Annotated in this window: 15 protein-coding genes and 1 pseudogene; 4 read left to right on the top strand and 12 right to left on the bottom strand. The window is 45.8% G+C overall.

Annotation, left to right across the window (positions count from 1 at the left end):
* Positions 1–157: 157 nt before the first annotated feature.
* From BLV33_RS30315 to BLV33_RS26975, 5 genes and pseudogenes are all read right to left on the bottom strand, one after another.
* Positions 158–331: pseudogene (locus tag BLV33_RS30315) on the bottom strand (RNA polymerase subunit sigma-70); the annotation flags it as partial.
* Complete coding sequence (locus BLV33_RS26960; RefSeq protein ID WP_090799367.1) at positions 328–678, bottom strand: YciI family protein; 351 nt, start codon at positions 676–678, stop codon at positions 328–330. The pseudogene BLV33_RS30315 and the gene BLV33_RS26960, both read right to left, overlap by 4 nt.
* Positions 679–1,016: 338 nt before the next feature.
* Positions 1,017–1,268: a hypothetical protein gene (locus BLV33_RS26965; RefSeq protein ID WP_090799368.1), complete on the bottom strand. Its 252-nt coding sequence runs from the start codon at positions 1,266–1,268 to the stop codon at positions 1,017–1,019.
* A 177-nt stretch (positions 1,269–1,445) separates the two neighbouring features.
* Positions 1,446–2,189: a type I methionyl aminopeptidase gene (map, locus tag BLV33_RS26970; RefSeq protein ID WP_090799370.1), complete on the bottom strand. Its 744-nt coding sequence runs from the start codon at positions 2,187–2,189 to the stop codon at positions 1,446–1,448.
* Positions 2,190–2,829: 640 nt separating this feature from the next.
* The gene (locus BLV33_RS26975) at positions 2,830–3,507 is read right to left on the bottom strand and encodes a TetR/AcrR family transcriptional regulator (RefSeq protein ID WP_090799371.1); all 678 of its coding nucleotides are present in this window, start codon (positions 3,505–3,507) and stop codon (positions 2,830–2,832) included.
* Between the two features lie 146 nt (positions 3,508–3,653).
* Between BLV33_RS26975 and BLV33_RS26980 the strand changes: the two genes are divergently transcribed.
* The 3 genes from BLV33_RS26980 to BLV33_RS26990 all read left to right on the top strand — a co-directional run bounded on the left by BLV33_RS26980 (position 3,654) and on the right by BLV33_RS26990 (position 6,210).
* Positions 3,654–4,406, top strand: coding sequence for an SDR family oxidoreductase (locus tag BLV33_RS26980; protein WP_090799373.1), 753 nt, complete (start codon positions 3,654–3,656; stop codon positions 4,404–4,406).
* Positions 4,407–4,452: 46 nt separating this feature from the next.
* Positions 4,453–5,283: an SDR family oxidoreductase gene (locus tag BLV33_RS26985; RefSeq protein ID WP_090799374.1), complete on the top strand. Its 831-nt coding sequence runs from the start codon at positions 4,453–4,455 to the stop codon at positions 5,281–5,283.
* A 372-nt stretch (positions 5,284–5,655) separates the two neighbouring features.
* Positions 5,656–6,210, top strand: a complete 555-nt coding sequence (locus BLV33_RS26990) for a hypothetical protein (protein ID WP_090799376.1) — start codon at positions 5,656–5,658, stop codon at positions 6,208–6,210.
* A 299-nt stretch (positions 6,211–6,509) separates the two neighbouring features.
* On the opposite strand, the gene BLV33_RS26995 is transcribed toward BLV33_RS26990, so the two are convergent.
* On the bottom strand, positions 6,510–6,785 hold the full coding sequence (locus tag BLV33_RS26995) for a hypothetical protein (protein WP_090799377.1): 276 nt from the start codon (positions 6,783–6,785) through the stop codon (positions 6,510–6,512).
* 266 nt (positions 6,786–7,051) lie between these two features.
* Between BLV33_RS26995 and BLV33_RS27000 the strand changes: the two genes are divergently transcribed.
* Entirely contained in the window at positions 7,052–8,479 is a 1,428-nt protein-coding gene (locus BLV33_RS27000) for a YncE family protein (RefSeq protein ID WP_090795295.1), read from the top strand.
* 720 nt (positions 8,480–9,199) lie between these two features.
* Here BLV33_RS27000 and BLV33_RS27005 read toward each other — a convergent pair.
* From BLV33_RS27005 to BLV33_RS27030, 6 genes are all read right to left on the bottom strand, one after another.
* Positions 9,200–10,318: an IS110 family RNA-guided transposase gene (locus BLV33_RS27005; protein ID WP_090799379.1), complete on the bottom strand. Its 1,119-nt coding sequence runs from the start codon at positions 10,316–10,318 to the stop codon at positions 9,200–9,202.
* A 188-nt stretch (positions 10,319–10,506) separates the two neighbouring features.
* Complete coding sequence (locus tag BLV33_RS27010) at positions 10,507–11,040, bottom strand: DinB family protein (RefSeq protein ID WP_090799380.1); 534 nt, start codon at positions 11,038–11,040, stop codon at positions 10,507–10,509.
* A 184-nt stretch (positions 11,041–11,224) separates the two neighbouring features.
* Entirely contained in the window at positions 11,225–11,476 is a 252-nt protein-coding gene (locus BLV33_RS27015) for a YolD-like family protein (RefSeq protein WP_090799382.1), read from the bottom strand.
* Between the two features lie 207 nt (positions 11,477–11,683).
* Positions 11,684–12,223, bottom strand: coding sequence for a hypothetical protein (locus BLV33_RS27020; protein ID WP_090799383.1), 540 nt, complete (start codon positions 12,221–12,223; stop codon positions 11,684–11,686).
* A 207-nt stretch (positions 12,224–12,430) separates the two neighbouring features.
* Positions 12,431–12,925, bottom strand: a complete 495-nt coding sequence (locus BLV33_RS27025; RefSeq protein ID WP_090799385.1) for a hypothetical protein — start codon at positions 12,923–12,925, stop codon at positions 12,431–12,433.
* A 531-nt stretch (positions 12,926–13,456) separates the two neighbouring features.
* On the bottom strand, positions 13,457–14,773 hold the full coding sequence (locus BLV33_RS27030) for an IS1380 family transposase (RefSeq protein WP_171909094.1): 1,317 nt from the start codon (positions 14,771–14,773) through the stop codon (positions 13,457–13,459).
* Between the last annotated feature and the right edge of the window lie 457 nt (positions 14,774–15,230).

The following is a 15,230-nucleotide window of genomic DNA, read 5'->3' on the forward strand; positions in this document are numbered from 1 at the left end:
TGAGCCGTTCATCCGGAAAAGACGCTTCGAGTTCGGCCCATTGCTGCGTATTTTTCGCCATTGCGATCAAAGTCTGCTCCGCACCGGCATGCACTCGGGCATGCCGGGTACCGTCGATCAGTCGGCGCTGCGCAGCAGTAAGCAGCCAGGTCTCGGGATTATCCGGCACTCCGGTCGCAGGCCATGATTCCAGCGCGGCCAGGAAAGCGTCGGCAAGCGCATCCTCCGCTGCGGCTAGGTCACGCCAGCGCACAGCCAGAAAAGCAACCAGACGGCCGTAGGAATCACGGGCCGTCTGTTCAATCATTTGGTGAGCATGCATGGCGCTCATTTCGAAATCGGATACAAGTTAGGCCGGACCTCAACCGAGCTGCCGGGACAACGTGCCGCCCATTCCAATGCGGTGTCTAAATCTGGCACGTCGATGATGGCCAAACCACCAATTTGCTCCTTGGTTTCGGTGATCGGGCCATCCTGAACCAGCAATTCACCACCCCTGCGGCTAAGTGTGGTCGCGGTCTCCGGGGACTGGAGACCTGCGGTGCTTACCACAATGCCGGAATCGAGCATCGCTGTGACATAATGGGTCCAGCTTGCGACATATGCCTCCTTGTGAATCGGATCGATTCGTTTGGCGAAATCCTCCGTCGTTTCATACATTAGCAGTGTGTAATTCATGGTTATTGCTCCTCTCAACTTTCATAATGGGGTTGTTTCATGTCTTCACTATAAAGACGATCCAGATCGATGAATTTCTACATCATGCGAAAATATTTTTTGAACGTCAGATGACGCAACTCAAAGCATCCCGTAGAACCGATGCAACTCAAGAAAAAAATGCCAATCCATCCATCGTGCAGAGCTAGGCATTAGTTAATTAGAAAATCAGTTGACCCGCTGTCGCCTGCTACCATTTCGGCTCCGGAGCACACCTCTATACCGAATTTCTCAATTAATAAACAAATTGTCAGAAACTCAGTTACTAAATTTACCATACCAATAGAATTAATGCTTTTTTATGCTTCACTCAGATAAACACTTTTTTGAAGAAAACTGCCCGTTAACGATGAAAAGCCATTATCTCCATTGTCAATCTTTTCGACGAATCGTGGCGACCGGTTGCCGTTAAGTTCATTATTTGCCCCTTGCTGCAGCTTTAATATAGAAGGTGGTTCTCCCAGAGCTTCAATTACGGTGAAATCATTATCTTCGGTCTGCACTGCAAAAAATCCCGTGCTCCTGTGCTCTACATAAACACGACCTTTCACTAATCGTTCTCCTTTGTTATTAAATTTTTCGTCATCCTATTATGCTAAAATAATACCACATATTGGGACTATCCTGCCCGTAATGAAGGCTGCCGAATCTTTAGTTCGGCAGCCTTCAAATTGTTTATTGAGCTATCGTTTCCGTTAGTGCAATCCCCCAAATTTTGTTCAGATATCCTAGGCTACAGTCAAGATGAGGGGTTGATTCTTTGTAATAATTATGGTGTGCTCATGTTGTGCCGCAAAACCGCTGTCCGGTAGACATAAAGTCCACCCATCCGACTGCTCAACGACATAATCCGCACCTGTTGATAAAAAAGGCTCAATAGTAATGACCATGCCCTCTTTCAATACACGTTTATCGTGCTTGTTATAAACAGGTAGAATCTCGGGAGCCTCGTGTAGGGATTTCCCAATACCGTGACTGCACAAATTCTTTATAACCTTATAGCCTCCTTTCTCAGCTTCGGTTTGAATAATCCTGCCGATTTCGTTCAGTTTTACACCATGTTTGAGTGAAGAAATAACCTTCATCATAGTATTGTGAGTATAGTTGCAGAGACGCGTTAAAGAAGAATTGTATGGATGCATCTGAAAAGAGTGTCCCGAATCTGCAAAATAGCCCCGCAGTTCAGCGGAAACATCGATGTTTATTAGGTCGCCTGGCTGAATTTTTCGATTTCCCGGTATTCCATGAGCAATTTCACGATTAATGCTGATACACGTATTGCCAGGAAAGTTTCGGGTTGTTTTTGGAGCAGACACTGCCCCCCGGTTATTTAAAAACCGTTCTCCGATATCATCCAATTCTTTAGTAGTCATTCCGATACGCGCACAACGTTTCATTTCACTTATGGTCAACGCAACGATTTTGCCGATTTCCGTAAGACCATCAATATCTTTCTGGGAACCAATTGTCATTGAAAGCCCTCCTATTTTAAACACATTTATTATATCATACTGGAAGCTTATTCCGCTATACTGCCCGTTCGCTGAGCGAATGGCTGCCGCGTGACAGCCCTTTCGGTATTTAACTATCGTTTCCGTTAGCTCAATGGCATCGCCAGTTTAGAGCCTTTATTTTCACTGTCTATTATTTTATTTTTCTAATTTTAATACGCTATTTCTTCGAACATTTGCAATTGAATTCGGTTCAGTAAATTCCAAAATTGTTCAACCATGACCGATGCCGGATACGGGATCGAACGAGTAATCCACCATTCCATTTGGACTAAACCCTTGGATTCGCTTGTCCGCTTCATAATGACGCCAAAGTTCGCTTAAAATCATAATAAAACCTCCTATTAGAGCAATTAATTCTAGTTTGCTTCTAATAGAAGGTTTAGACTGATTGATTCAACTAGCATAGTGATTCGTACACATCAAAACATAAACTAATTGAATAAAAAGCCATAATACAAACGCAAAGGAGCAGAATTAAGATTTTAAGAATTAACCCTACTTTTAATTTGTATTTGTCAACTGGATATCCGGCCACATAATCATATAATTTCCGGCCACTCGGCAAAATGGCCAGATTCTTCTGGTAAGCGCCTGGTCATCATCGGTCCACGATATTTGAAGCTGTTTGCGGGTTTTTGAGGGCAGGCAGCAGAATGCCGTCGATTAGCGCTGTGAAGAAAAGCTTGTCGAACGGTTTGCGCTGGATGAGTCCGCGAAAAGAAGCCATTGAAGTAATGACCTGGCAAGCCATCTCAATGTCCGCGTGAGCGGGAATTTCACCGCGGCCGACGGCTCGGCTCATAAGCTCGCGGTTCACGACAACCCATGGCTCGAAAATCCCGGCTGTTCCTGCTTCGGCAAATTCCGGATGCTGCAAAAAGGAGCCTAGGCCCGCTAGGACTCGAAATTTGCGCTCTTCTTCCGTGATCGATTGCGGCTTCAAAAGCACGAGGAGATCTTCGCGCAAGGTTCCTGTATCAGGCAAGCTTTCGAGCTCAAGATGATTTCGGTTCATCCATGCCAAGGCGTCTCGGACTAACTCCGCCTTGGAAGACCAGCGGCGGTACACCGTCGCCTTCCCAGCCTTTGCTCGAGCCGCGACCATGTCCATTGTCATACCATCGAAACTCGCATCGGCGAGGATGTCGATTGCCGCCTCGAGGATTTTATCATCCCGCGTGTGATCTCGCTTGCGGCCTAATGTTCGCGCAGGCTTTTCTGCCACGACCTCAGATAATTCGCCCCTCTCGGACATTTTCTTTTTTATTTTACTCATAAACTCAGCTCCTTTTAAAATATATATTTCAATACTATTTAGTTCCGGAACTTTACAGTACCGTTTTTTTGTGATTTAATATCATTATCCCACATCCAACGGGAAATATATAGATGGTATCCCATACCAAAAAGGAGATTACAACCATGCAGGACAAACCCGTAGCCTTGATCACCGGTGCCAATAAAGGAATAGGTTTACAAATTGCGAAGGATCTAGCGGAACACGGCTTCACCGTGCTCGTCGGATCACGCAGCCTCGAGAATGGAGAAACTGCCTCCAAAAGCATCGGATCGGATGCGCACGCTCTCCAGCTCGACGTTACAGATCAGGACTCCATCGTTGCTGCAGAAGAGCGTATTCGGAAAGAATTTGGTCGTCTCGATGTACTCGTGAACAATGCAGGCATCTCACACGCAGGTAAACCGGGCGATCTGTTTCCGAGCAGTGGCGCGGCGAGCGGTCTTTTGACCGTTGCTTCGCTCGAAGACATTCGTGCGGTTTATGAAACTAATGTTTTTGGTGTCATTGCTGTCACCCAGGCCATGTTGCCACTTTTGCGTGAGGCTCCGGCAGCACGCATCGTCAACATGGGCAGCACCGGCGGCTCCCTTAGCTGGAACTCCATTCCGGAAAACTCGCATCGTGCGATGTTTGGGGCCTATTCGGCGTCAAAATCGGCTGTTCATGCGGTGACACTTGCCTTTGCCTTTGCGCTTGAATCGACAAACATCAAGGTCAATGCGGCATGTCCAGGCTTTACATCGACTGCGCTCAATAATTTTGCTGGCACTCGTAGTGTTGAACAAGGGGCGCGTGAAGCGGTCCGGCTTGCGATGATTGATGCGGACGGTCCAACAGGAACGTTCTCAGATGAGGATGGACCCATCGCGTGGTAATTATAGTTTATACAACAATGGTTAGCAGCTTAAGGGGGATTTCATGATGCGTGTTTTCGTAACAGGAGCAACAGGTTACATCGGTTCCGCTGTCATTCGCGAACTCATTGATGCGGGTCATCAGGTCGTCGGTCTTGTGCGCTCAGACAATAGCGCAGCGAAACTAAAAGAGGCCGGGGCCGAAGTGCACCGCGGCGACATCGACGATCTCGACAGCCTTCGTAGTGGTGCGGCTGCTGCGGATGGCATCATTCATCTGGCATTCAATCACGACTTCTCGAACTTCGCCGGGGCACTCACAGCAGATCTGCACGCCGTCGAAGCGATGGGAGCGGCGCTGGAAGGGTCCGGTAAGCCGTTCGTGATCACCACGCACGCCAATGGAGTGGCAGCGGAAAACGTAGCGTTATTGCTGGCTGAGCGCGGAGTGCGGACATCGATCGTAGAGCTTTGTCCTTCGGTACACGGTGAGGGTGACACAGGATTTGTGCCGAGACTGATCAACATTGCCAAAACGAAGGGCTTCTCAGCCTATGTGGAAGAGGGAACCAACCGCTGGCCGGCTGTGCACCGCCTTGACGCCGCACATCTATACCGCCTTGCGTTAGAAAAGGCACCCGCCGGTTCACGACTAAATGGGGTCGCAGATGAAGGGGTGCCATTTCGCGACATCGCAAGTGTTATCGGTAAACACCTGAACGTGCCTGTAGTCAGCATTTCACGTGAAGAGGCAGACGCCCACTTCGGCTTCCTCAGCACACTTGCAGCGCTCGATATCCCGAGATCAAGCGTTGCAACTCAGGACCTTCTGGGATGGCGGCCTGTGCAACCTGCACTGATCCCCGACCTCGAACAGTCTCACTACTTCAACAACTGATTGGAACGCGGTATGGCATCGAAGAATTTAAGCTCGTTTTAGAAAGCATCGGTTTTTCGGATGTGGTTGTTTCTGCTGATTTCGACTATGGAAAAACACCACTAACGGAAAGCAGAAGTTTGTATATGAAGCGGTACGAAAGTAAGTAAACCACGGGAGGTCTAGGAACCCCCGTGGTTTTTTTAGCATTACTGCCCGTTAACGTAGCAGGCTACCGTGATCGAATCCGCGGTAGCCTATTGTAGTGTTTCATTGAGCTATCGTTCCTCGTTAGCGTTAAGTACAACCCTTCACAATCTTTTTTACTTTCCAAGCTGCCCACTGTAACTATGGACAAATAACTAGTATAAAATATGTCAGGAGGTGTTTTAAATGGATTATGGATTTAGTGGTTATTACCGTCAGCACCCCAGCATTCCTCCGACTTTAAATCAAATTTTGGAGAGATGGACTGGGGAACCAAAAGAAACAGTTTATTTGTTAATCAACAAATATGGTTTACCAAATGATGCAAGCTTGACAAAAATTACTTGGTATAATAATGGTCCTTGGAAGCGGACGATTGTTCATCAGCGTACAGTCCTTCATAACTCTCCGACTCCGCATCTTGATTATTTAGAACAAACCATTGATTATAAAGTCCCTGTTCAATCTTTTGATGACATAGCACGGTTTGATGGTAGTTTATATCCAGACCGTACGGCTGGTGAGGCTACGGCTAAATGTGACCAAGAAGCGGCAAATTTTTTGGTATTAAACTTGATGAACGATATGGTGTCTGGCAAGCGTACCGTAGAAGATGCCCGTCGTGCTGCTGAAGAAATTGAAAAAGCTTTTCGATTAAAAGGTCAATTTTCACCTTACACCAAAGGATTCCTATTCCCAAAACAATCTCATACTGCTGACCCCGATGTCGCCTCTTTTTAAGGCAATCTAAAATGGCAGGTTGGTTCCATTAGTAAATGTACTGTCTTCCTATAAATATTTACTTTAACTAACCTGCCCGTTGCTAGCTCAACGCCCAGCAGTACATGTATGTATAAAATTTCATATTTTGTTCAGATGTCTTTCTAACCATTCGTGCTATGCGTTCCGATTAGTGCGTTTTGTCTTGCACTCCCCCTTCAGTGCATGTGGATTGGGTGATAGAGTACGACCAAAAGCGTACCCCACTACAAAGTGAGGCACGCCAATTTCAATGAATTTCTGGTAATTGCGTGGTCAATCTAGTTGCTATCCCTTGCTGCGATATAGGCGTCTCCTATGGTTTGGAGATCGTCTGAGGTGACGTTTCCTGTGATTTGAATGTAAGTGATTGTGTTGTTTGACTCTTTCTTTGTAATTAAAAGCTCCTTTTGACCCCCTGATGTTGTGTACAAGTCGGCCTGGTAATTGTTGGAGTTAAATTGAATTTTACTGCCGTCCTGGTTGCCGTAAATGTTGGCATCCAGTCCTCCGCGCTGCTGTACTGTGATCTGTTGACCAGAACTGTTTGTATACACTTTTAAAAAATCATTTGGCTAGGTCTAGTTTATTATTGTCTTTTTGAGGTTTTTCGGCGGATTTAATTTTCATGGGAGCTTAATGACGCATCGTCAGTCTAATACTATATTTTCTCAGTCTACAACTTAATTTTCACGGTCTAATACTTTATTTTCACTGAACAATATTTGCATAACGCGCTTCTGTCTTGGAAAGCTTATCAATATCTACAGTCTATTCGCCCATTCAAAAAAACAAACCGCCGCAAAAGTAGGGGGATTTACGCATGATTTTCACCCGCAAAGCATTTGCGCTCACGTTGACGATCGCGATTAGCTTCGGTGCGGCGTCTTCAGCCGCCGCCTATCCGAAAAAAGCGCCGATCCAAGCCCCGGCGCTGCCGGGCGCACAGCCCATCTCGGATAACGACCGCGTGTACACCGCCGACCAAGACTCCAACACGGTCACCGTCGTAAATCCGAAAACGAACACGGTGCTCGGCACGATTCCGCTCGGCAGCGTTCGTATGGACACGACCATGGATGTTCTGGGCGCGATGTATCACGGCGAAATCAACGTTCACGGCCTCGGGTTTTCCCGCGACGGACGCTACCTCTGCGTCATCAACGTGACAACCAACTCCGTGTACGTTTTCGATACCGCCACGAACAAAATTTTGAGCACCGTTTACTTGGGGAGAGCGCCGCATGAAGGCTTTTTCTCCCCCGACGGACGCGAACTGTGGGTTGCGGAACGCGGCATGGACACCATTGCAATCGTCGATTGGCGTCAAAATCGCGTCGTCGATCACATCGTATCGGAGGACGGGCCTTCGAAAATCTTGTTCAGCCCGGATGGCAAGTTAGCCTATGTCAACCACTTGCGCGCCGACGCGCTCGACGTCGTCGACGTGGCCAAACGCCGGATCATTCAGCACGTCGCGATTCCGACCGACGCCGGCGGATCCTCGGACATGGCCGTTTCCCCGGACGGCAAGGAAATTTGGCTCGGCATGCCGATCAACGGCAAAACGACTACGGTCGTAAACGCCAAAACGTTCAAAGTCGAAGCCGTAATGGACACGGGGCCGCGAACCAATCATCCGAACTTCGTCACGGTTAACGGCATTAATTATGCGTACGTTACGGTCGGCGACTTGAACCAGACGCTCGTTTACCGTCGTTCGCCAAACGGCGGCCCGCCGACGCTCGTGACGCGCATCAACAACTCCGGCGGGGGTCCGCATGGCATTTGGCCGAGTCCGGACAACACCCGCATTTACGTCGCATTGCAATATGCCGACGCGATGGACGTCATCGACACGAAAACGATGAAAGTCATCCATACGTTGCCGATCGGGCAATCCCCGATGGCGCTCGTCTACGTCGCCCGCCCCGATCCCGGCAGCAGCACGGGGCTCAGCTCGCAAGGCCTGAATCAGAAAAACGTGTACCTCACCCTTGACGTGCAGGGCACGACGGGAGCCGGACATGCCCAGGTACGCGCAATGCCGGGCATCGACGAAATCATCGTCGACGTTCGGGGCTTGCCCGCGAACTCCAAATTTACCGCGTACGCCACGAACGGCCAGCAAACGGTCGCGCTGCTGACGTCCACGAGCAACGCCATGGGCGCCATGGCCGAAACGATGGCCTTCGTCCACTTTTTCGCCAACAACTTTAACAAGATCATCATCAAACCGGCCGCGTCTTAACGGAACGGTGGGACGGTTATTGGGAAAATAAAAAAAGCTCATCCGCGAGGATGGGCTTTTTCGTTGTCTTATTCAAATGATTCTTTGATCGTTCTCCAAGGCGATTTTTCTTTAACCAAAATGAAAACCACATGGAGTTGTTACACTCGCATGTGGTCAGTTTCAAATATGCTAATTGTTGGTTGAATGATGAGTTCATTCGGCGCTGGGTATCCCCACCCAAAGAAAAAACCTCGAAAGGCATAAAGCCAATCGAGGTTGCACCCAATTCAATTATTTAATGTTACTTTTACTATTAATTCGCTGAGATTAAGTTCTCCTGCCCGTTGCTATGAACATTTTTGTCAAGCCCTTCGTATTTGCACTAGCCCAAGCACTAGGCGCGGGAGCAAATATGCGAGCGACGGTCGGCACGCTGCTATCCGTGGGTTGGTTACCACATGTTATGCCTTCGTCAAGGAGAGCGGGTGCCAGCTAGCGACGCACGTTTGGTCTTTCAACCTAGTGCAAACGGGCAACGCATATTCTCTCCTGAACCTTCGTTTGCTCCCGGGCCTAGTGCTCGGGCGTGAGCTTGTCAAGTGCCTTCCTTGACAAGCGACTAGTTTCAGATCAACACTTTTCTATTCCCTCATCCGAGATGAGGGACGCCACACGGCGAGTGTGGGGGTGCAGGGGGCAACGCCTCCTGCGTGTCCCCCTGGGGGGACGGAAGGGGTGTTAGTTGGTGTTCGGCTTTTCTACAGTGCGAGCGACTGCCCATATGAATCCAGTCAATTCTCGAGCGACTGCACCGATTGCGACATTCTTATGCTTGTTCTTTCCAAAAACGAGATGGCGGTATTTCTTGTGTAATCGTTCTTGAGCCTTCCAGGACAGCAGTTGTACATCGGCAGGTAATCCCTTCAGTCGTTCGGCAAGATCGCCTTTTACAGCGGGACGGTGACGGTAGCTCCATGCCGATTCGACCAACGCTCGACGTAGATGGCTGTTTCCTGCTTTGGTCATGGAACCTCGTCTTGTGCTCAGCCCAGACGAATGCTCGCGAGGAACCAATCCCAAGTACGCCATCAGTTGAACAGGCGAACGGAAACGCGCAAACGAACCGATTTCCGCGGCAATGGTGATGGCCGTAATGAGCGCCACACCGCGCAAGGATTGAAGTACCTGAATGATGGATGCCTTCGCACCGACTGTAGCCTGATCGAGGAGCGCTTTTTCAATGCGCCCCATTCGCTGCTCAATCTCTTCAAGGGCATGAAGCATTTCGGTAAACGCGATTTGCATCGCGTCATGTTCAAACGTAAGTTGGGTGAGCCAGATGCGATACTTTTTTGTCCATCGACGTTTAACGGTAACCGGAGGATGAATCTGGTGACGAAGCAAGAATTTGAGTACGCGCTGACGAGCACGGTGCGCATCTTCCTTTGCAGCCTCGCGAGTGCGGACGAGCTCACGCAGCGCTTCGTCTTCCCGAGCAGGTACATAGACTGGTGTCAGCTCACCTGCCCGGAAAAGCCGAGCAAGTTGTTCGGCGTCTCGACGATCGTTCTTGATATGATCCCCTGGTCGTTTCGGCATCAGTGACGGCGCGATGACAGTACAACTAGCCCCCATCGATTCAATCCATCGATAGGTTTCGTAACCCGTGGGGCCAGCTTCGTAGCAAAATGAAAGCGTACTGGCCGGTCCTAATTCCTTGATGAGCTTCCGCAACGCTGCAGCCGTGTGGGGAATGGCACCGTAGTAACGTGGAAGATCCCTCCCAGCATCCGCAATGGCAACAGAAATTTTTTCTTTCGAAACATCTAAACCGATGAATTTTGTGGCAGACTGCATAATGACAGCTCTCCTTTGCTATGTAGCTCTGAAATGGTTTTCTCACTATCCATTTTCAACCTACGACCTGTAACAAATACGGAGGGCTGTTACTATTTTTCACGTTCATCATAGCTAGCGCAATGACGGCTGCCCCGCGGCAGCCGTTTTGGTGTTGAACTATCGTTCTCCGTTAGTTCAATGAATGATCAATGATACTGTCCTGTTATGTGTTCATTCGAATCTTTCATTAATTTGGAAAGTAGCACAATTTGCCCAGCATGATATCCGTAGTGTGCCGCAACCTGAACAAGTAGCCGGCTGATTACTCTCACTTCATAGGTTTCATCTTCTGAAGCGTTAACAAGAAGCATTCTGTTCCAATCTTCCAAATCATAGCGAATTATGACTTCCCTTTTTAGATCCTCCTCGGACAAAACTGATAATATACTTGCCGATTCGGACCGTGTTCTCAAAAGAAGACTACTCAATTCATCCTTCGATATGCCACCTTCAGAATTAAATTCTCGAGAGCGTTCTCGAATGAAAGGTTTATTTCCGATTGCACTTATGAGGTTCTGATACTCGTTTCCTGCTAAATGTAAGCAAAGGTTCCCAATGCTGTTCATGGAATCCTTCATTTTTTTCCAAATCATTTCATCATCAAGTAGGTTTAAGCTCTTTATGATTCGATCGAGCTGTTTGTTCATGTCTTCGAGTACGTTCTTTGTCAGGTCTACCACGACAATTCCCCTCTACCATTTATTTTGTAAAACTTCACATATCACTTTTTTAATAATTCGCTTAACTCGTAATGTTTCCCTTTAATTATCCTACCTTTAGCTACTACGTTAAACTGCCCGTTAGCTTAAACATTATTATGTGTTTAAAACAATGGGATTTTGTCCAGTCAAAAAAACCACGGATCTAATCCCGTGGATAATCTACTCTCATTATATCCATAAAGGGTACTTTTACAGTCTCTTCGGACCGCTGGACATGGACTTTTCCGGTTCTTGAATCCATCTCCACAATTTGTCCGCGTACCGGTTCCTCCCATCCCCAGACCGTCAGCAAAATTTCAGAACTTTCCCGTTTAGCTTCCGTTAGTTGGTTTCCGATCTCCTCTAAAACAAATTCATCCCTCGTTGGTCGCTTTGATACTTTCACTCTTGCCACTCTTATTCCCCCGTAATATTTTTATCACCCTCGACTCAATATGCACATTTTAAGACGAATTCTTTGTTGACATAAATAAGACGGAATTCCACCTAATAGGCTTCCTTCCGTCCTTATGCTGAATTCTTATAATATCATAAAAATCTCTATCTACTCAACTCGTTCTCCGATAGCTTAATCAAACAGTCGGAATGAATATTATTTACTTCATTGCTTTTGTGGTTCTTTTAAACGATCATCAATTATTTTACTCATGTCACTTTCAATCCATCGTTTTAAATCTGGTGATTTGAAACGCATGATTTTATTGTCATATGAAATGGTTACCTGATCACTTACCGATACTCCGGTTGCCATCCACCCGTTTGATATTACTATTGAAATGGAATCAACAGCATTGGTGATCCCTATTGATTTTCCGCCTTTAGTTTTTATCACAAACTCACTTGGTCCACCGCCATCTGATATTAATTGATTGTGGGCGGAACCTACATATTCAGCATGTGAAAGCCAATATATAATTTTGGCGACTGTTATTTTTTGCATGTTATTATTCAAATCAATTTGAATTGGTTCTTTATTTGGACTTGGTGGTCCGCCTATATCTATTACTGCTGAAACAACATTTTCAATATTGGGAAACTCAACCGAGTTTTCCTTCTTTTTTTGACCATCTTGAAATAACGCAAACCCAAAAGTCAAAGCAAGAAATATCACACATAAGATTGCACCAATTTTAAAATTCATAGTAATTTTGTCACTCCCTGTGGTCGACAATGCAGAAGTTATAAACCACCCTGTTTTTAATTAGACGTGCAGGAAATATTTTAAGTTACACATGTTGATGTGAAGATTTTGGTGTTTTATTCAACATTACTGCCCGTTAGCGGCACAGGCTACCGTGATTAAATCTGCGGTAGCCTGCTGTGGTATTTTATTGAGCTATTGTTTTCGTTAGCTTAATCCAAAATGTTCGGCAATATTTTTTGTGTTTTCCTCAATAGATTGTTCATCGTCAACTTTAATAACCATTAAATTATTGCGATCAGCCTGCTCAACAACAGTTTCAGCATACATATGATCTTTAGCCATCCAGTTTTTAAACGCCTTAGCAGGGTCTAGACAATCACGTAATATATCGTTAATCCAAGTACGCATTGAATAATGTTTTATTTGAAAGTCTTTACTCGGCACTAACCATATCGCCCTTTTCTTGTCCAATAAAAGTTTAGCTACAAGTTCAGGAATAAGAGCGATTCCCTCTGCTAAAATCGGGGTGGACTTAGGCATTTTCAGTAAATCGTTTATTATCATTTCAAATTCTTCATGTGCAAGACTGACTTGTTCTTCAGCAAGAATGTGAACGGGACGCATCCATATTTCATCCCATGCACTTTCCTGTATTTTTGTGGAAATCCAATGAGAAGCAGGGTGCTGATTTGGATTCATTTTTTTTATGTGCTTCTGATATTAACGACCACTTTTGTTTTTGTGGTTATTAGTAGTAGCGATGAAGATAGAACGGAATCATATGTCTCAATCGCGCGGCTAATGTATAAGTCAAACTTTTCATTTAGATCGGTGGAGTAATTCCTCTTTCTCTGTCCCAACATTTACTAATAGAAATTAAAATGGGTCTATGATATAAATCGTATGGACACTGATCTTCAATCTTAATTGAACATTAGTATGTAGGTCTTTTTCTTTTATTGGATCTAAATATTATTTGGATTCCCCCCTTTTAATACTATTAAACCTGAAATATTCATGGAGCCCTAAGCTACTTAGTTGAATTGGGGAAATAAAGATAAAAATTCTCACGATATCATTCCTATCTGTGTTTAAGAGATAGCAGAGAGTGGATCTTTTAAGCGGTTATCGAGAAAATGAGCAACATTCCTTCTTAGTGGTGTGGAAATGGACGCACTTGCCCGTTACGCCGGAGTACTACTTTTGGATTTTGTCAGTCAAATCCAGCCATCAACCGAACCGAGGCAAGCATTGGATATTGTTCAAGGTTTCAAGGAATGGCTCACGATAAATACAGGAACTGCACAATTTCCATGTCCAGTAGCGGCCGGAATAGATCAATTTCCCCGCAATTTTAATCAGTTTGGTTCGCAGCGTTTCCATACGACTTGGCTTGAGTCTCTCGGGTAAACACAACCTGCGAAACCAATTGTTGAAGTTATATGCCAACATCGCCAATTGTAATTTAACGGCATTGGTTTCGAATGCAGTGCTACTCATCTTATGGCAAGCAAAGCCGTTCTTCGCTTCCTTGATGAAATTCTCCATGTGACCTCGTTGAAAGTAAAAGCGAATGACGTTACGTGCTTGCAAAGTCATGTTCGTAGCAATAAAGGTGAATTGAAAAATCAACTCTCCTGCTGGCCGTTCCATCTTAACGATTACACGACGCGCACAATTCCAAGATTTCGCCTTGTATTGGATTTCACGGTAGTGTACTTGTCTCTCATGTAGCTTTTGGGGATTAAGCACTTGGTCTGCCATCTCTTGTGCAGCAGATTGCAGACGGGCATTGGCTTTCAGACGGATCGCGTATTTATGCCCCTTCGTTTCGGCAAAGTCAAACAATCCCGGAACGGCAAAGCCGCTGTCCCCGCGAAAGACAAGTAAGGCCTTCGGTGCCCAAAATTGATAACGTTTCAGGATAGGCCCCATAAATCGTACAACCTGGCGGGAAGTGTACACGTTGCCGGCACGAAGTTCCGCCCGTAAACAGTCACCAGTCAATCCATCAAAGCAAAACAGCGGATGGAATCCGGTTTGTGCGTAGTGATGATTATAGTTCGCTCCATGTTGCTTACCTGAGGTAGCAAAGCCGGAGGAATCCAAATCTAACACAAACTGATCACGTGTCTCGATTGCATATGCCCGGCCCTGTAGCATTTCATTGATGTTCTCCAACGATTTGGCGGTCGCGATATTCGCCTTTTCATTAAAGCGAGAGATTGTCGGCTGAGAAGCCAGCCGTTCTTTTGCTAACAAGGCGGTCAACAACGGTTCGTGAGACAAGTCATCTGCATGATCATCGGTATGGTAGCCACACAGATGCTGATAGATCTTCTGGAGCACAACATCTGAATTGGAATGATCCCGATGATGAACGGGATCGTGTACAACGAGTAATTGCTTAACGGTCTGAGTAAGACCAAGTTTGTGGTCGAATTCTTTATATAGAAGTAGGCCAGCGTCCGAAGTCAGATCGCCGCCTTCAAAATTCACTTTCATTCGGGGGTTGAAGTTCATGCCGTACTCTTGTAAACTTGACATAGAAGAGTCTCCTTTGTAGTTTTGTTGTGTTTGGTCACCATCAACACTACCAAAGAATGGACTCTTTTTCCATGTTTTCGTTTCACTTTTTAAGTGACCCATTAAATCGCTTAGATCCCTTGTCACTACTGCTTTTATAGCATTGTTAGTGAAGTGCTATGAATATTTCAGGTTAAAGATTTAATCTTATAAATAAAAATCTATTAAAGATTATACCTATTACGAAAAACGTTATTCCTTATGGGATAAGGCTTACAGGATAAAATTATAAAAAGAAACAGAAAACGAAGCTAATCATTCCAACAGAAACAGACAAAACATTCATAGATTAAAAATAAAACAGACAGTATTCAGGAAACACAAAATAAAACAGACAATTGTTGTTTCATCGTTTTACATTACTAAAAAAGAAGATATTATTGCACTTATCCACGGCTAACTTTCTGTTTTATTGTGA

Origin of the sequence: Paenibacillus sp. GP183 (assembly GCF_900104695.1) — a bacterium.
Taxonomy (GTDB): domain Bacteria; phylum Bacillota; class Bacilli; order Paenibacillales; family NBRC-103111; genus Paenibacillus_AI.